This window comes from Bradyrhizobium sp. 170, from assembly GCF_023101085.1.
GTDB lineage: Bacteria > Pseudomonadota > Alphaproteobacteria > Rhizobiales > Xanthobacteraceae > Bradyrhizobium.
The window spans coordinates 4,498,798-4,515,406 of record NZ_CP064703.1 but is presented as its reverse complement, the minus strand read 5'-3'; the positions used below and the strand labels follow the sequence as shown (position 1 = coordinate 4,515,406).

Sequence of the window (16,609 nt, the reverse complement as noted above, 5' to 3'; positions counted from 1 at the left end):
ACGTAAAACAGCCGCCAATGAGCTCACTTACCGTTATTTTATAGGGTCTGGAGCGATCTCGGGACGCGGCAGGACGGCCGAAATCTTACGAAGATTTCATGCGGTTTTCTTGGGGTTTTTCCCCTGTTCTGACGTCCCGCATCGCCTGTCCTACAGCGAATCCGCGCCTGTGGCCGATTTGAAACTCCGGGAACAGCCCCCCGTATCTCGCAGCGTGCAGCGGAGGGCCAAAAATGCGGGTCGCGGTGGTCGGGACGGGAATCAGCGGCAATGCCGCGGCCTGGACCTTGTCGAATCATTATCCGGTCACCGTCTACGACCGCGAACTCAGGCCCGGCGGCCACAGCCATACCGTCAGCATCGACTATGACGGCACGCGGCTTGCGGTCGACATCGGCTTCATCGTCTACAACGAACTGAACTATCCGGACCTGACGGCGCTGTTCGCCCATCTCGGTGTCGAGACCGTCGAAAGCTGCATGAGTTTTGCGGTGACGGCGGATACGGGCAGCTTCGAGTGGAAGGGCGGCGGCAACAATTGGTTCGAAACGGCATGCGGATTGTTCGCGCAAGCCAGCAACCTGTTGTCGCCCTCCTATCTCTGGATGCTGCGCGACATCATTACCTTCAACCAGCAGAGCGTCGAGGATTACGCGGCCGGAAAACTGGCCGGGCTGACGCTTCGAGAATATTTCCGCACGCGTCATTTCGCGCCACGGCTGTTGACCGATTATCTGGCGCCGATGGGCGCTGCGATCTGGTCGGCGCCATCGAGCGAGATGCTGGATTTTCCGGCCGAAAATTTCGTCGCCTTCTTCGCCAATCATCGCCTGCTGCAATATGACCGCCCGGTCTGGCGCACCGTGAAGGGCGGCAGCCGGTATTATGTCGAAAAACTCACCGCTTCATTCCGCGACCGGATCAGGCTTGGCTGCGCCGTCACCGCAATCGAGCGCACGTCGCATGGCGTCGTCGTCCACGACAGCCACGGCAAGACCAGCACCTACGATCACGTCGTGATTGCCTCCCACAGCGATCAGGCGCTGGCGATGCTGTCGGATGCCGACGACCGCGAGCGCGCCATCCTGGGCGCGATCGGCTATTCCCCCAACACGATCTATCTGCACCGCGATCCCGCGCTGATGCCGAAGCGCCGGCGTGCCTGGGCCTCGTGGAATTTCCTGCGCTGGCCGCGCCAAGGAGGCCTCGATCACAGCGTCGATAACGACGTCTCCGTGACCTACTGGATGAACGAGCTGCAGGGCATCGATCACGACAAGCCGTTGTTCGTCAGCCTCAACCCGCCGGTCGCGCCCGATCCCGCGCTGACCTTCGGCAAGTACCTGTGCGAGCATCCGCAATATAACGCCACAGCCTTTGCCGCCCAGAAGCGCCTGCCCGAGATTCAGGGCCAGCGGCATACCTGGTTCTGCGGCGCATGGACCGGATACGGATTCCACGAGGACGGATTGCGATCAGGCCTTGCGGTCGCCGAAGCGCTCGGCGCGGTCGCGCCATGGCGCCAAGCGCCGCCCGAACTGGCGGAAGCCGCGGAGTAGTTATGCGCGCAACACCGGCAGGATCCGAACGACCTTCCAACGCCGCGGCGCTTTACGTCGGCTGCGTCATGCATGCGCGGCTGAAGCCGATGAGCCATCGCTTCAGCTATCGCGTGATGAGCCTCTTGATCGATCTCGATCGACTGGCGGACGCGGACCGGCAATCGCCGCTGTTCGGCGTCAACCGCGCGGCGCTTTACAGTTTCCACGAGGCCGACCATGGCAAGCGGGACGGATCATCTCTGCGCGCCTACGCGCAACGTTGCGCGGCCGAGCGCGGCATCGACCTCACGGGCGGACGGGTGCTGCTGCTGTCTTACCCCCGCCTGCTCGGCTACACCTTCAATCCGCTTTCGGTCTATTTCTGCTATGGCGCTGATGGTGAGCTGGCACTGCTGATTTATGAAGTTCGCAACACCTTTGGCGACATCCATCCTTACGTCCTGCCGGTGCTATCCGGCGAAATCAGCGACGCCGGCGTGCGGCAGCGGCAGGACAAGCTGTTCTACGTCTCGCCCTTCATCGGGACGGCGATGCGCTACCATTTTCGCGTGCTGCCGCCGGGCGACCGCGTCCAGTTGCGAATTCTGGAAACCGACCGCGAAGGCCCCCTGCTCGCTGCAACTTTCAATGGCAGCCGTCGCGTGATCAACACCAGGGAGTTGCTGCGCGCGTTTTTCGCCCTCCCGCTGGTCACAATCAAGATCATGGCGGCGATCCACTGGGAGGCGCTGCGGCTCTGGCTGAAGGGCGCGCGGCTGGTGCCGCGGAAGGACGCAGCCCTCAATACCGGCTTGGCGACCGGGAAAAGCAACGATTATACTTCGCCGGCGTTGTCCACCCGTGCCAAGGATTGAAGCAGGGTCGATTGACCATGCGAGGCCGGGTAAACCGCCATTCGATGGATCGCCCATGTCCGAGTTGATTTCGGTCACATTGGAAACTGTAGACGCGACGTTTCCGGAATTGCCCCGCCTGGTCCGGCTGGCGCTGGGCTTTGGTTCAAAACTCAAGCACGGCACGCTCGACGTGACCCTGGCCGACGGCCGCACGGTCCGTTTGGGCGGCAACGGCCCCGGCCCCGCCGCCGCGATGAAGATTTACGATTACGGCTTCGCCTCACGGCTGCTTCGCGGCGGCGACATCGGTATCGCAGAAGCCTATCTGCGCGGTGAATGGGACACGCCCGACCTCACGCAATTCCTCTATCTGTTCTGCGTCAACCAGGACTGGATGCAGACCATGCTGGTCGCCAACCCGCTGACACGCACCTTTCAGGCCGTCAGACACTGGCTCAACCGCAATACGAAGCGGCAGGCCCGCCGCAATATCTATGCGCATTACGACATCGGCAACGCGTTCTATTCGGCCTGGCTCGATCCAAGCATGACCTATTCATCGGCCCTGTTCGAGGACGACACGCCGGACCTGACAGCGGCCCAGCACAACAAATACCGACGGTTGGCCGAGGCCATCGATCTGCGGCCGGGCCAGAAGCTTTTGGAGATCGGCTGCGGATGGGGCGGCTTTGCCGAATACGTCGCCAAGACGTTCGGCGTCAAAGTTGTCGGGCTCACCATCAGCAAGGAGCAGCGCGATTTTGCCCAGGCGCGCATTCACAATGCCGGTCTCGGCGACAAGGTCGAGATCAGGCTGCAGGACTATCGCGACGAGCGCGACCGCTATGACCGGATCGCCTCGATCGAGATGATCGAGGCGGTCGGCGAGCAATTCTGGCCGAAATACTTTTCACAGTTGCGCGACCGCCTGCTGCCCGGCGGGCTCGCCGGCATCCAGGCCATCACCATCCAGGACAGCCTGTTCCAGACCTATCGCCGCGAAGTCGATTTCATCCAGCGCTACGTCTTTCCGGGCGGCATGCTGCCCTCGCCGCAGATCCTGAAAACGCTCGGCGAGCGCTTCGGCGTTCCCGTCATCCGCGAACGCATTTTCGGGCAAGATTATGCCAGGACGCTTGCGATCTGGCGAAGCAATTTCCGCGCAGCCTGGCCCAACCTGACGCCGTCAGGCTTCGACGACCGCTTCCGGCGGCTATGGGAGTATTACCTGGCCTATTGCGAGGCGGGGTTCCTGTCCGGAAATATCGACGTGCGTCAGGTGGTGTTTGCGAAATCGGGCTGACAGCCCTGTTTCAGCGCTGGCTTGTATGCCCTGCGGCGGTCCTTTAGGGTCGCCCAACGATTAGGCAAACAAACCGGCAATTTCAAAACATGGCCTTCAACAAAGACGTCATCGAAGCGATCGGCAACACGCCGCTCATCAAACTCAAGCGCGCTTCCGAGCTGACCGGCTGCACCATTCTCGGCAAGGCCGAATTCATGAACCCCGGTCAGTCGGTGAAGGATCGCGCGGGCAAGTGGATGATACTGGAGGCCGAGAAGCGCGGCGACCTCAAGCCGGGTGGGCTGGTGGTGGAATCGACCGCGGGCAATACCGGCATCGGGCTTGCGGTGGTTGCGAGCGCACGCGGCTATCGCACGCTGATCCTCATTCCGAACACCCAGAGCCAGGAAAAAAAGGATATGCTGCGGCTGTGTGGCGCCGAGCTGATCGAGGTGCCGCAGCTGCCCTTTTCCAATCCGAACAACTATCAGCATGTCGGGCGGCGGCTGGCCGCCCAGCTTCGCAAGACCGAGCCGAACGGCGTGTTGTTTGCCGATCAGTGGAACAACCTCGACAATGCCAAGGCGCATTACGAATCCACCGGCCCGGAGATCTGGGAACAGACCGGCGGCAAGATCGACGGGTTTATCTGCTCGGTCGGCACCGGCGGCACGCTGGCCGGCGCCAGCCGCTATCTGAAGGAAAAGCACCCGGGCATCGTCAACGCCTGCGCCGATCCGCACGGCTTTGCGATGTACGAGCTGTTCAAGCACGGCACCGCCAAATCGACCCCGGGCGACTCGATCACCGAGGGCATCGGACTAGGCCGCGTCACGCCCGTGATCGAGACGGCCAAGGTCGACGATGCCTTCCTGATTTCGGACGAGGAAGCAGTGACCATAATCTACGAATTGCTCGAGCATGAGGGCCTCTGCCTCGGCGGCTCCACCGGCATCAACATCGCCGGCGCAATCCGGCTCGCCAAGCAGCTCGGTCCCGGCAAGACCATCGTCACCATCCTCGCCGATTCCGGCAACCGCTATCAGTCAAAGCTGTTCAATCCGGAGTTCATGCGCTCGAAGAACCTGCCGGTGCCGGCATGGCTGGAAAAGCGCACTGAGATCGACGTGCCGTTCGAGAAGGTGTGAGCGGAGATGTCGTAGGGTGGGCAAAGGCGCTCTTGCGCCGTGCCCACCATCTATCGAACCGCACCACTGTTGGTGGGCACGCTGCGCTTTGCCCACCCTACGCGACTAATCAATGCCGCAAGATCTGGCTCAGGAACAACTTCGTCCGGGCGTGCTGCGGATTGGCGAAGAATTCGTGCGGCGTGTTTGACTCGATCACCTGGCCGGCGTCCATGAAGACGACGCGGTTGGCGACTTCGCGGGCAAATCCCATTTCGTGGGTGACCACCAGCATGGTCATGCCTTCCCTGGCGAGATCGACCATGGTGTCGAGCACTTCCTTGACCATTTCGGGATCGAGCGCCGAGGTCGGCTCGTCGAACAGCATCACCTTGGGATTCATGGTCAGCGCGCGGGCGATCGCGACGCGCTGCTGCTGACCGCCTGACATCTGGCCGGGATATTTGTTGGCCTGGTGCGGGATCTTGACCCGCTCCAGATATTTCATCGCGGCGGCCTCGGCGTCCTTTTTGGGGATATTGCGCACCCAGATCGGGGCCAGCGTGCAGTTCTCCAGCACGGTCAGGTGCGGAAACAGGTTGAAACTCTGGAACACCATGCCGACTTCGCGCCGGACCTCGTCCACCTTCCGCAGGTTCGGTCCCAGTTCGATGCCGTCGACGACGATGTTGCCTTCCTGGAATTCCTCCAGCGCGTTGATGCAGCGGATCAGCGTCGACTTGCCCGAGCCTGACGGGCCGCAGATCACGATGCGCTCGCCCTTGGCGACATCGAGGTTGATGTCGCGCAGCACGTGAAAATCGCCGTACCACTTGTTGAGGGTGTTAATTCCGACAATCGGGTTTGCGGTCATGGTCATATACTCAGTTGCGCCGATGTGCGTTCAGCCGGTTCTCGACGAACAGCGAGTAACGCGACATCCCAAAGCAGAAGACGAAATAAATGATCCCGGTAAAGGCAAAGCCGGTGAACAGCGTCGACGGCGTCGACCAGACCGGATCGGAGAACGAAGCCCTGAGCTGCCCGAGCAGGTCGAACAGCGCGACGATCGAGACCAGCGAGGTGTCCTTGAACAGCGCGATGAAGCTGTTGACGAGGCCGGGGATGACATGGCGCAGCGCCTGCGGCATCACGATCAGCGCCGTGGTCTTGCCCCAGGAAAGGCCGAGCGCGCTCGCCGCCTCGCCCTGCCCGCGCGGGATCGCCTGCAGGCCGCCGCGGATCACTTCGGCCTGGTAGGCCCCCGCGAACAGCGCGATGCCGATCAAGGCGCGCATCAGTCCGTCGATGGTGAAGCCGGTCGGAACGAACAGCGGCAGCATGTAGGTTGCGAAGAACAGCACGGTGATCAGCGGAACCCCGCGCCAGAACTCGATGAAGGCGATCGAGAAAATCCGGATCAGCGGAATGGTCGAGCGACGGCCTAGCGCCAGCGCGATGCCCACCGGCATCGAGGCGACGATGCCGGTGACGGACACGACCAGCGTCACCAGAAGGCCGCCCCATAGCCTTGTATCCACGACAGGGAATCCGCCGCGGTCGAGCCCCATCACCGCGATCACGACGCCAATGCCGGCAAAGATCGCGAGACTGGTGACGAGTGGTCGCCAGCCGGACCGCACACCGCCGCCCAGCCAGAACAGTAAAGCCGACACGATCACGGCGGTTGCCACGAGGTCGGCCCAGACCGGGCTGCGGAAGGCCTGGATCTGATCGCGCAGCCAGGTCAGCGGCAACAGTACCCAGCCAATCACCGTGCTGACGGCCACGATCAGCTTGCCGAGCAGCCACAGCAACGGCCCGATGACGGCCGTGGTCTCGCCCGCCGCCACGAGCTTTCTTCCGCCGTCGCCGATGCTGTCGTTGAACCCTGACAGAAGCCCGGCCGTCCAGCTGACGCCGAAGCCGCCCAGCCCGCCGCCGAGCAGCAGGAAGAAGCCGACAACGGGGAATGCCAGGAAGAACAGGATGGCGTTGGGGCCCTTGCCCGGCAGCCGCGGAATCAGCAGCGGTATCAGCAGGATCGCGGCAAGAATGAAGACGAGGTTGACCCGCCAGCGTTCCGGCTCCGGATAGAATCCGTAGATGAACTGCGAAAACTTCGCCTGGATGAAAGGCCAGCAGGCGCCGACCACGTCGCCGGGATTTTTGGGCAAGCACGCGGTCCGGTCCTTGCCGATCCAGACAGCATCGAACAGGACAAATTTCAGCGCCGGCACTACGGTGAACCACAGCAGCAGCACGCTGACGATCGTGATCAGGATATTGGTCGGCGAATTGAACAGGCGCGTGCGCAGGAAGCCTATGAAGCCGGTGGTCTTCACCGGCGCCGGCCGCTCCGGCACGAGGTCCTGACGAACGAAAATGGATAAAGGGGTGTCGCTCATCCCATGCTCCGCCCGATCCGCCATCCATAGAAGCTCATGACCGCGCTCGTGACCAGCGAGATCAGGAGATAGACGCCCATGGTGATGCCGATGATTTCAATCGCCTGCCCGGTCTGGCTCAGCGTCGTTCCCGCGAACACCGAAACCAGGTCGGGATAGCCGATCGCCACCGCCAACGAGGAGTTCTTGGTCAGGTTGAGATACTGGTTGGTGAGCGGCGGCAGGATCACACGCATTGCTTGCGGGATCACGATCAGCCGCAGCACCGAACCGCGCTGCAGCCCGAGCGAGGAGCCGGCCTCCATCTGCCCCTTGTGAACGGAGAGAATACCGGCACGCACGATCTCGGCGATGAAGGCGGCGGTGTAGGTCGACAGCGCCAGCGTCAGCGCGACGAATTCCGGGATGACGCGCGAGCCGCCGGCGAAGTTGAAGCCCTTCAGCGCGGGAATTTCAAACGTGACCGGTGCGCCGAAGATCAGTGCGCTGACCAACGGCAGGCCGATTACCAGGCCCAGCGCATAGGGCCAGACCTTGATCACCTTGCCGCTCTCGAAGAGCTGCCGGCGCGAGTATCGCCATAACGCAATCGCAGCCACGATCGCCACCAGCAGCGCAACGACGAACGGCTCAAAACCGGAAGTACCGATCGGCTTTGGAATCACCAGGCCGCGGTTGCTGAGAAAGAAACTGTCGAAAACGGAGATGCTCTGCCGCGGATTGGGCAATGCCGCGAGCACCGCGAGATACCAGAACAGGATCTGGAACAGCAGCGGCAGGTTGCGGATCAGTTCGACATAGCCGCCTGATATCCGCGCCAGCAGCCAGTTCGGTGACAGGCGGCCGAGGGCTACGAGGAATCCGATCAGGGTGGCGAAGAAGATGCCGATCACCGAGACCAAGAGCGTGTTGAGCAGGCCTACCAGAAACACGCGGGTGTAGGTATCGGACCCCGAATACGGGATCAGGTTCTGGCTGACATCAAAGCCCGCGGTATTCGCCAGGAATCCAAAGCCCGCGGTGATCCGCTGCGCCTGCAGATTGGCGCGAGCATTGGCGACGATCTCGTAGCAAACCCAGGCAAGCGCGGCGACAAACAGGAGCTGGAGCACGAAGCCGCTCCAGCCCGCCCGGCCGCCGAGCGTTCGCTGCAGCTTGGGAAGCAGCTGCGACGGTGGTTTTCGGGATTCGATGGTCATCGCCGCAGCCCTGCCTGCGATCAGCGGATCGGCGGCGCGTACTGGATACCGCCCTTGCTCCAGAGATTGTTGAGGCCGCGGGCAATGCCGAGCTTGGAGCCGGAGCCGACGTTGCGCTCGAAGGACTCGCCGTAATTGCCGGTCGCCTTCACGATCCGAATGATCCAGTCCTTGGTCAGGCCGAGCTGTTCGCCAAGGTTACCGTCGGTACCCATGGCGCGCTTGAGCTCGGGCTTGTCGGATTTCGCCATCTCATCGACGTTCTTCTGGGTCACGCCGAGTTCTTCGGCGCCGACCATCGCAAACAGCGTCCATTTCACGATGTCGAACCATTGATCGTCGCCATGGCGGACCATCGGCCCGAGCGGTTCCTTCGAAATCACCTCGGGCAGCACGACATGGTCGGCGGGATTGGCGACCTTCAGGCGCTCGGCGTAGAGCTGGGAGACGTCTGAAGTGAAGACGTCGCAGCGGCCGGATTCATAGGCCTTGACGGTTTCGTCAGCGGTGGCGAACGCGATCACCTCGTACTTCATGTTGTTGCCCTTGAAGTAGTCGGCGAGGTTCTGCTCGGTCGTGGTGCCGGTCTGCACGCAGACCGACGCGCTGTTCAATTCCAGCGACGAATTCACCTTCAGCGACTTCTTCACCAGGAAGCCCTGGCCGTCGTAATAGGTCACGCCGGTGAAGTTGGCGCCGAGCGAGGTATCGCGCGACAGCGTCCAGGTGGTGTTGCGGGACAGCACGTCGATCTCGCCCGACTGCAGCGCGGTGAAGCGGTCCTTGGCCGACAGCGGCACGAACTTGATCTTGCTCGCGTCGTTGAATATGGCCGCCGCGATCGCCCGGCAGATGTCGACGTCGAGCCCGGTCCAGTTACCCTTGTCGTCCGGGGTCGAGAAGCCCGGCAGGCCCTGGCTCACGCCGCAGGACAGCATGCCGCGGTCCTTGACCGTCTTGAGGGTTTGCGCCGAGGCGGCCTGGGCCGAGAGACCGGCGGCAAGGGCGAGGGTAACAACCAGAGATACGCGTTTCATGGGCTTGGCCTTTCAAGGGGTCGTCCGGAGATCGTTTTTTAGGCAACGCCTGACGTTATGGGGCCAACCCGCTGATCCCTCGCTGAAAAGCGTCATCCCGACCGTGCAGTTTGACGTGCAGTCCGGTCTGGCAATGGATCTGATATCGCGGCAGGCCCCTCAACTTGCAGCGACTGTTAGTTGGCATGCATCTCAGAACGACTGGCGTGCCGGGTCAAGGGGTTGACTGCCGTCTTCTGTATCTTGTTATTAACTGACCCGGCCCCGACCCGCCGCCCGGCGGGTGTTTTCGCGATCTAGTTGCGGCTGCGGCATAACGTCTTACGGCAAATGCATGAGCTCTTCGAACGACGGATCGTCCAACCCGCAAAAGCCCGAAACCAGACTGGTCACGGCGGGCCGCGACACGCAGGGCCAGAGGGGGTTCGTCAATCCAGCCGTATTCCACGGTTCGACCGTGCTCTATCCGACCGCCGAGGACCTGCACGCCCACCGCGCCGAATTCTCCTACGGCCGTCACGGCTCTCCGACCACGCGGGCGCTGCAGGACGTGCTGATGTCGCTGGAAGGCCCACAATGCGCCGGCGTTGGGCTCGCACCGTCGGGGCTGGCCGCGATCACCACCACCCTGCTTTCGGTGTTGAGCGCCGGCGATCATGTGCTGGTGACCGACAACGTCTATCGGCCGACGCGCAATTTCTGCAACGGCATGCTGGCCCGCTACGGCGTCGAGGTCAGCTATTTCGATCCGCTGCTCGGCGCCAGGATCGAAAGCCTGTTCAAGCCCAACACCAAAGCGGTGCTGGTCGAGGCGCCCGGCTCGCAGTCGTTTGAAATGAGCGACATCCCCGCCATCGCCGAGGTCGCGCATGCGAGGGGCGCGCTCGTCATCGACGACAACACTTGGGCGACGCCGCTATTTCATCGTTCGCTCGACCAGGGCGTCGACATCAGCATGCAGGCCGCCACCAAATATATCGGCGGCCATTCCGACATCATGTTCGGCACGATTTCGGCAAACGCAAAGGCCTGGCCGCTGCTCGCCGAGGGCATCCGCCTGCTTGGCGTCTGCGCCGGTCCCGACGACGTCTTCCTGGCGCTGCGCGGCACCCGCACGCTTTCGGTGCGGCTCACGCAGCATTATCGCTCCGGCCTCGAAATGGCGCGCTGGCTTGCCACCCGCCCCGAAGTCTTGTCGGTCCTGCATCCGGCGCTCGAAAGCCATCCCGGCCACGCGATCTGGAAGCGCGACTTCACCGGCGCCTCCGGCCTGTTCAGCATTGTGTTGAAGCCGGTGCCGCAGAAGGCGGTCGACGCCCTGCTCGACACCGTCAAGCTGTTCGGCATGGGCTTTTCGTGGGGCGGCTTCGAAAGCCTCATCATCCCGTTCGACTGCGATCCCTACCGCACCGCGACCAAATGGTCCCCCGGCGGGCCGACGCTGCGACTCCACATCGGCCTGGAGAATGTCGACGACCTCAAGGCCGATCTCGAGCGCGGCTTTGCGGCGTTGAAGGCCGCCGTCTAGGGCGGCTATCCCCTGTCGATTTTCGAGCCGTCTCCGCTGTTACCGACGCAGCGGAACGCCTTCGCTTGCATCCTGCCGGGCCAGATCAACCGCGCGTTGCGGTCACCGGCCGCACCTCCGGATTTTTGCGGACGATTTTCTTCAAACGATAACCGCTCGTTCACCATGACGGCGGATCTCGCCGTTCGATCCATCAAATAATTCACGCCTCAAGTTCCCTTATACCTTTGATGCCTAGTCATACCTCCGGGATGGCTGTCGTTGCGGTGTAGTTGGGGCGTCCCTGCGTAAGAGTAAGTAAAGCGTATGAATATCGCACGTGTCGTCGTTCTGATCATCGCCTTGGCTGCCGGCGGGGTCGCCGCCTATCTCGCCCGTGGCACGGAAGAAAATTCGCGCCCGGCGGCCGAACCGGTCGCGCAGTTGCCGACGGTGGAAATTCTGGTCGCGAAGTCCGACATCGGGCTCGGCCAGGCGGTCAAGCCCGAAGACCTGCAATGGCAAACCTGGCCGGCTTCCGCCGGCAACAATCTGGTCAACCGCGCCAGCAGGGCCGAGGCCATCAAGGAAATCGCCGGTTCGATCGCACGCGCGCCCTTCATCGCGGGCGAGCCGATCCGTGAGCAGAAGCTGGTCAGGGCCAACGGCTCCGGCTTCATGGCAGCCATCCTGCCGACCGGCATGCGGGCAATCTCGACCGAGATCTCGCCGGAAACCGGCGCCGGCGGCTTCATCCTGCCCAATGATCGCGTCGACGTCATCCTCTCCAAGCGCGAGAAGAATCCGGACAGCAAGGGACCCGACGTAGCCCAGTCTGAAATCATTCTCTCCAATATCCGTGTGCTGGCGATCGATCAGGCGCCGAAGGAAAAAGAGGGCGTCAACACCCTTGTCGGCCGCACCGTCACACTCGAACTGAAGCCCGAGCAGGCCGAGACGCTCGCGCGCTCGCGCCAGAGCGGCACGCTGTCGCTTGCGCTGCGCAGCATCACCGATGTCAACGCGACGGCTGAAGGCCCGTCCGAGGATCAGGTTCAAAAACGAGGTCAGAGCGTCAACGTGGTTCGCTACGGGGTCGCCAATCAAACGACGGCACAGAAGTGACCGAAAGGAAGTCCCCTATGAAGTTTTGGGAATATCAGTCAGCGATGCGGACCGTAGCGGCGCGCACCCTGTTATTGTCGGCCGTCGCCGCGCTGACGCTTGGTCCGCTGCTGCCGGTTTTCGCAGCCGAGTCCGACAAGGATCCCGTGACGACCTCCGCCATCGGCCCGGTCAAGATGCGCTTCCTGTCGCTCGGCATCGGCAAGTCCGTGGTCGTCGACCTGCCACGCGACGTGAAGGATGTGCTGGTCGCCGATCCGAAGATCGCCAATGCCGTCGTTCGTTCCTCGCAACGCGCCTATATCATCGGCGGCGCAGTCGGCCAGACCAACGTCGTGTTCTTCGACGCCGACGGCCAGCAGGTTGCTTCCTACGACATCGCGGTCAAGCGTGACCTCAACGGCGTACGCGCCGCGCTGCGGCAGTCGATGCCGGGCATCCAGATCGATGGCGTCGGCGACAGCGTGATGCTGACCGGCTCGGTGTCGAGCCCGGTCGAAGCCCAGCAGGCCGGCGAGATCGCCGCGCGGCTGGTCGGCGGGGCCGAGAAGGTCGTCAATTCGATCGTGGTTCGCGGCCGCGACCAGGTGATGCTGAAGGTCAATGTCTCGGAAGTGCGACGCGACATCGTCAAGCAGATGGGCGTCGATCTCTCAGCCAGCATGAATTACGGCACGGCGGTCGTGAACTTCAACAACAACAACCCGTTCACGGCCTTCGGTCGCTCGCTGGTGTCCAGCAACGGCCTGGCTGCCTCGAGCGTCCTCAAGGGGCTGCCGACAGTCACCGCGACGATGCGGGCGATGGAGAGCGCCGGCGTGGTGAAGACGCTGGCCGAGCCGAACCTGACGGCAATCTCCGGCGAGTCCGCGACCTTCATCGCCGGCGGCGAATTTCCCGTCCCCGCTGGCTATTCCTGCGATCCGACGACGCATGTCTGTACGACCTCGATCCAGTACAAGAAGTTCGGCATCTCGCTCAACTTCACGCCGGTGGTTCTGACCGAAGGCCGCATCAGCCTGCGGGTGATGACCGAAGTTTCCGAACTTTCCAACGACAATGCCATCACGCTGAACCAGGCCGGCAATTCGCTCACTGTTCCGTCGATCAAGACCCGCCGCGCCGAAACGACGCTGGAAATACCCTCCGGCGGCTCGATGGCGATGGCCGGCCTGATCCAGGAGCAGACCAAGCAGGCCATCAACGGCTTGCCGGGGCTCGATCAATTGCCGGTGCTGGGCGCGCTGTTCCGCAGCCAGGACTTCGTCAACAACCAGACCGAACTGATGGTTCTTGTGACGCCCTATGTCGTCCGCGCGGTCGCGCAGAAAGAACTGTCGCGGCCCGACGACGGCTTCGCGCCGGCATCCGATTCCCAGTCCACGCTGCTCGGGCGCATCAACCGGATCTACGGGCTCGCCGCCCGCGTCGATCCCGTCGGCGGAATCCAGAGCAATTTCGGCTTCATCATTGATTGAGATGCAGAGCTGTTCACCGAGTGGGGACGAGGACAGAACGATGACAACGAGAATTCCGCTCCATCGCGGCAAGACCTTGCACATGCTTGGCGCCCTGCTCGGCCTTTCGGCCGCGCTCGGTGCCTGCACGCCGCAGACCACGGAAATCGTGACCGCCAGTGTGTCCGATGATTACCGCCACCGTCATCCGATCGCGGTGACCGAAGCCAACCGCTCGATCGTGGTGTTCGTCGGTCATGCCCGCGGCGGCCTCTCCGGGTCGCAACGCACCGACGTCATGGGCCTGGCGCAGACCTGGGTGCGTGAAGGCACCGGCGCTGTTATCGCCGATGTCCCGATCGACACGCCGAATGCGCGCGCGGCCGCGGCATCGTTCCGGGAAATCCAGTCGGTGCTGATGGCGGGCGGCGTGCCCTCGCGCGCCATCACGATGCGTCACTACCGGCCCGACGATCCCCGTACGCTGCCGACGATCCGGCTCAGCTATCCGAAGATTACGGCCGTGGCGGGACCTTGCGGCCTGTGGCCGCAAGACCTCGGGCCGAATATCGACAACGTCGCCTACAACGAAAATCGCTCCTATCACAATTTCGGCTGCGCTACCCAGCGCAACCTTGCCGCGATGATCGACAATCCGGCCGATCTCGAACAGCCGCGTCCGGAGAGCCCCGCCTATACGTCGCGGCGCAATATCGCCTTTGACAAGTACCGCAAGGGCCTTCCGACAACGACCACCTATCCCGAAGCCGAAAAGGCCAAACTCAGCGATACAGGCAAATGATCAGCCGCGTCTTTCAAAACTCAGACGACCAACTGGACGACACGCCGGCGCAGCCCGAGGAATACATCTCGCCGGCGCCACGCGTATCGGTACAGGCCTTTTGCGCCAGCGTCGCTGTCGCCACTGCGGTGCGCGCGGCGAGCGAAGACCGCCGTCTCGGAAAGGCCCACCTTACGGTTCACATGGGCGGCATTGCCGCCGCCATCGAGACCTACCACACGGCGCCGACGCCGAACGTCATTTTGCTGGAGACCGAACCTGGCTCCGACATTCTCGAAGCCCTCGATGAACTCGCGACCGTCTGCGACGCCGGTACCCGCGTCGTCGTGATTGGCAGCGCCAACGACGTCACGCCCTATCGTGAACTGGTGCGGCGCGGCATCAGCGACTACGTGACCGGACCGGTCGAACCGATCGACGTCGTGCGCGCAATATGCGGTCTCTACGCGGCCTCCGAGGCCGTGGCCGTCGGCCGCATCATCGCCGTGGTCGGCGCCAAGGGCGGCGTCGGTGCCTCCACCGTCGCGCACAACGTGGCCTGGGCGATCGCGCGCGATCTCGCGCTCGATTCCGTCGTGATCGATCTCGACCTTGCCTTCGGCACCGCCAGCCTCGATTACAACCAGGATCCGGTTCAAGGCATTGCCAATGCGGTCTTCCAGCCGGAACGGCCGGACTCCGCCTTCATGGAGCGCTTGCTGTCGAAATGCACCGACCGCCTCGACCTGCTCGCAGCGCCGGCATCATTGGACCAGGTCTATGATTTCGGCGCCGATGCGTTCGATGCGATCTTCGACACGATGCGCATGACGACCCCCTGCATCGTGCTCGACGTCCCCCATCAATGGTCGGCGTGGACCAAGCGCACGCTGGTCGGCGCAGATGACATTCTGATCGTCGCCGAGCCCGACCTCGCCAACATGCGCAACGCCAAGAACATGCTGAACGTGCTGAAGACGGCGCGGCCCAACGACCGCCCGCCGCTCTATTGCCTCAACCAGGTCGGCATGCACAAGCGTCCGGAGATCTCCACGCGCGAATTCGCCAAGGCGATCGAGAGCCAGCCGATCGCGGCCATTCCGTTCGATTCAAGGATGTTCGGTACCGCCGCCAATAACGGCCAGATGATCGCGCAGATCGCCGCCAAGCATCGCACCACCATGATGTTCCTGCAGATGGCGCAGCGCCTGACCGGCCATGCCGTGACCAAGCGGTCCCGGACTTCGTTCCTGGCGCCGATCATCAAGAAGTTGCAAGGGGCAAAGGCCCGCAGGGCCTGAGCAAACAACGACGGCGGCAGCGCCTTGAGCGCTGACGCCTAGTCGGCGCGTCGGGCGGCCGCGATCGGCATCTTCCCGGCCTCGGCGCGCGCGTTCTCCTTGTCTTTCCGCGACAGCACCTGCCTCAACAGCGCGACGTTGGCTGCCGCCTCGGCGGGCGGCAGGTCGGCCTTCACGATCTTTTCGGCATCGGCGACACGGCCTTGCAGGCCAACCGCCAGCGCCAGATTGGCGCGCACGCGCGGATCGGTCCCCGCCATGCCGTGGGCGCGCCGCAGCGTCTCCTCGGCCTTGGGCAGATCCTTCGAAAGCACGTAGGACAGTCCGAGATTGGACAGCACCAACGGCTGGTCGGGCACGATTTTCAGCGCGCTCGCATAATATTGCCGCGCTTCCTCGTATCGGCCGAGTTGGTCCAGTGTCGCTCCCTGCGCCGAGAGCAGCCGCCAATCGGGATCGTCGGGGCTGTGGGCGCGGCCGAGCACGTCGAAGGCCTGCTGGAAATTGCCGTTGTCCGCCAGCGCACGGCCGTAAGCGGCGAGCAGCAGCTTGTTGCTGGAATGCGCGATGGTGGCCTGTTCGAGCACCGCAACCGCTTGCGACCGCTGTCCCGTCGCGCGCAGCGCCTTGCCGTATTTCAGCGCCGCGTCGGCATCCTTCGGATTGGCGCGATAGCGTTCCTGGTAGAGTTCGACGTCGCGGCGCGGATCGCTGGTGCGGCCGGCGTCGGCCTTCTCGTCGATCGAACCGGTAATATCAGATAGTCCCGAGGTCTGGCAGCCGCCAAGCCCCAACGCCAGGATCAGGATGGAGGTGCACGCAAGAAGCCGCGCGGCGCGGGACGGATGGGGCGACTTCTGGGACATCTAGCTCGACTCACGGCGGGAACTGTCCAGAAGTGTTCACAGCTTAACCCTAAGTTCAGGTTAAGCCGCCCCACTTTCGCGGTAATTGGTGACCGCCGCGGGGCTCCCGCCCGCCGTA

The 16,609-nt window shown here is 63.1% G+C and carries 14 protein-coding genes; 9 read left to right on the top strand and 5 right to left on the bottom strand.

Annotated features, from left to right (window positions below; genetic code table 11):
* The first annotated feature begins 233 nt into the window (after positions 1–233).
* From IVB05_RS21020 to IVB05_RS21005, 4 genes are all read left to right on the top strand, one after another.
* The gene (locus tag IVB05_RS21020) at positions 234–1,559 is read left to right on the top strand and encodes an FAD-dependent oxidoreductase (RefSeq protein WP_247786496.1); all 1,326 of its coding nucleotides are present in this window, start codon (positions 234–236) and stop codon (positions 1,557–1,559) included.
* Between the two features lie 2 nt (positions 1,560–1,561).
* Entirely contained in the window at positions 1,562–2,416 is an 855-nt protein-coding gene (locus IVB05_RS21015) for a DUF1365 domain-containing protein (protein WP_247786495.1), read from the top strand.
* 55 nt (positions 2,417–2,471) lie between these two features.
* A complete protein-coding gene (locus IVB05_RS21010; RefSeq protein ID WP_247786494.1) occupies positions 2,472–3,701 on the top strand; it encodes a cyclopropane-fatty-acyl-phospholipid synthase family protein in 1,230 nt (409 codons plus the stop codon).
* Between the two features lie 89 nt (positions 3,702–3,790).
* Positions 3,791–4,831: a cysteine synthase A gene (locus tag IVB05_RS21005; protein ID WP_247786493.1), complete on the top strand. Its 1,041-nt coding sequence runs from the start codon at positions 3,791–3,793 to the stop codon at positions 4,829–4,831.
* 109 nt (positions 4,832–4,940) lie between these two features.
* Here the strand turns inward: IVB05_RS21005 and IVB05_RS21000 are convergent, their stop codons facing one another.
* Genes IVB05_RS21000 through IVB05_RS20985 form a run of 4 tightly spaced genes read right to left on the bottom strand, consistent with a single transcriptional unit; the run spans position 4,941 to position 9,454 of the window.
* The gene (locus IVB05_RS21000) at positions 4,941–5,684 is read right to left on the bottom strand and encodes an amino acid ABC transporter ATP-binding protein (protein ID WP_247786492.1); all 744 of its coding nucleotides are present in this window, start codon (positions 5,682–5,684) and stop codon (positions 4,941–4,943) included.
* A 10-nt stretch (positions 5,685–5,694) separates the two neighbouring features.
* The gene (locus IVB05_RS20995; protein ID WP_247786491.1) at positions 5,695–7,218 is read right to left on the bottom strand and encodes an amino acid ABC transporter permease; all 1,524 of its coding nucleotides are present in this window, start codon (positions 7,216–7,218) and stop codon (positions 5,695–5,697) included.
* A complete protein-coding gene (locus tag IVB05_RS20990; RefSeq protein WP_247786490.1) occupies positions 7,215–8,417 on the bottom strand; it encodes an amino acid ABC transporter permease in 1,203 nt (400 codons plus the stop codon). The genes IVB05_RS20995 and IVB05_RS20990 overlap by 4 nt, the downstream gene beginning before the upstream one ends.
* A gap of 20 nt (positions 8,418–8,437) precedes the next feature.
* Positions 8,438–9,454 (bottom strand): amino acid ABC transporter substrate-binding protein, encoded by a 1,017-nt coding sequence (locus tag IVB05_RS20985; protein ID WP_247786489.1) that lies wholly within the window; start codon positions 9,452–9,454, stop codon positions 8,438–8,440.
* A gap of 334 nt (positions 9,455–9,788) precedes the next feature.
* Between IVB05_RS20985 and metC the strand changes: the two genes are divergently transcribed.
* The 5 genes from metC to IVB05_RS20960 all read left to right on the top strand — a co-directional run bounded on the left by metC (position 9,789) and on the right by IVB05_RS20960 (position 15,625).
* Positions 9,789–10,982 (top strand): cystathionine beta-lyase, encoded by a 1,194-nt coding sequence (metC, locus tag IVB05_RS20980; protein WP_247786488.1) that lies wholly within the window; start codon positions 9,789–9,791, stop codon positions 10,980–10,982.
* 306 nt (positions 10,983–11,288) lie between these two features.
* Positions 11,289–12,086: a Flp pilus assembly protein CpaB gene (cpaB, locus tag IVB05_RS20975; RefSeq protein WP_247786487.1), complete on the top strand. Its 798-nt coding sequence runs from the start codon at positions 11,289–11,291 to the stop codon at positions 12,084–12,086.
* Between the two features lie 17 nt (positions 12,087–12,103).
* Positions 12,104–13,564, top strand: coding sequence for a type II and III secretion system protein family protein (locus tag IVB05_RS20970; RefSeq protein WP_247786486.1), 1,461 nt, complete (start codon positions 12,104–12,106; stop codon positions 13,562–13,564).
* A 40-nt stretch (positions 13,565–13,604) separates the two neighbouring features.
* The gene (locus IVB05_RS20965) at positions 13,605–14,345 is read left to right on the top strand and encodes a CpaD family pilus assembly protein (RefSeq protein WP_247786485.1); all 741 of its coding nucleotides are present in this window, start codon (positions 13,605–13,607) and stop codon (positions 14,343–14,345) included.
* Complete coding sequence (locus IVB05_RS20960; RefSeq protein ID WP_247786484.1) at positions 14,342–15,625, top strand: AAA family ATPase; 1,284 nt, start codon at positions 14,342–14,344, stop codon at positions 15,623–15,625. The genes IVB05_RS20965 and IVB05_RS20960 overlap by 4 nt, the downstream gene beginning before the upstream one ends.
* Before the next feature lie 38 nt (positions 15,626–15,663).
* Here the strand turns inward: IVB05_RS20960 and IVB05_RS20955 are convergent, their stop codons facing one another.
* Positions 15,664–16,491, bottom strand: coding sequence for a tetratricopeptide repeat protein (locus tag IVB05_RS20955; RefSeq protein ID WP_247786483.1), 828 nt, complete (start codon positions 16,489–16,491; stop codon positions 15,664–15,666).
* Positions 16,492–16,609: the final 118 nt, after the last annotated feature.

Excerpts from the sequence above, each read along its gene's own strand:
- IVB05_RS20985 (WP_247786489.1), bottom strand. The coding sequence starts at position 9,454 with ATGAAACGCGTATCTCTGGTTGTTACCCTCGCCCTTGCCGCCGGTCTC.
- cpaB (WP_247786487.1), top strand. The coding sequence starts at position 11,289 with ATGAATATCGCACGTGTCGTCGTTCTGATCATCGCCTTGGCTGCCGGC.
- IVB05_RS20955 (WP_247786483.1), bottom strand. The coding sequence starts at position 16,491 with ATGTCCCAGAAGTCGCCCCATCCGTCCCGCGCCGCGCGGCTTCTTGCG.
- IVB05_RS20970 (WP_247786486.1), top strand. The coding sequence starts at position 12,104 with ATGAAGTTTTGGGAATATCAGTCAGCGATGCGGACCGTAGCGGCGCGC.
- IVB05_RS21020 (WP_247786496.1), top strand. The coding sequence starts at position 234 with ATGCGGGTCGCGGTGGTCGGGACGGGAATCAGCGGCAATGCCGCGGCC.
- IVB05_RS20990 (WP_247786490.1), bottom strand. The coding sequence starts at position 8,417 with ATGACCATCGAATCCCGAAAACCACCGTCGCAGCTGCTTCCCAAGCTG.
- IVB05_RS21005 (WP_247786493.1), top strand. The coding sequence starts at position 3,791 with ATGGCCTTCAACAAAGACGTCATCGAAGCGATCGGCAACACGCCGCTC.
- IVB05_RS21010 (WP_247786494.1), top strand. The coding sequence starts at position 2,472 with ATGTCCGAGTTGATTTCGGTCACATTGGAAACTGTAGACGCGACGTTT.
- IVB05_RS21015 (WP_247786495.1), top strand. The coding sequence starts at position 1,562 with ATGCGCGCAACACCGGCAGGATCCGAACGACCTTCCAACGCCGCGGCG.
- metC (WP_247786488.1), top strand. The coding sequence starts at position 9,789 with ATGAGCTCTTCGAACGACGGATCGTCCAACCCGCAAAAGCCCGAAACC.
- IVB05_RS20960 (WP_247786484.1), top strand. The coding sequence starts at position 14,342 with ATGATCAGCCGCGTCTTTCAAAACTCAGACGACCAACTGGACGACACG.
- IVB05_RS21000 (WP_247786492.1), bottom strand. The coding sequence starts at position 5,684 with ATGACCGCAAACCCGATTGTCGGAATTAACACCCTCAACAAGTGGTAC.
- IVB05_RS20995 (WP_247786491.1), bottom strand. The coding sequence starts at position 7,218 with ATGAGCGACACCCCTTTATCCATTTTCGTTCGTCAGGACCTCGTGCCG.
- IVB05_RS20965 (WP_247786485.1), top strand. The coding sequence starts at position 13,605 with ATGACAACGAGAATTCCGCTCCATCGCGGCAAGACCTTGCACATGCTT.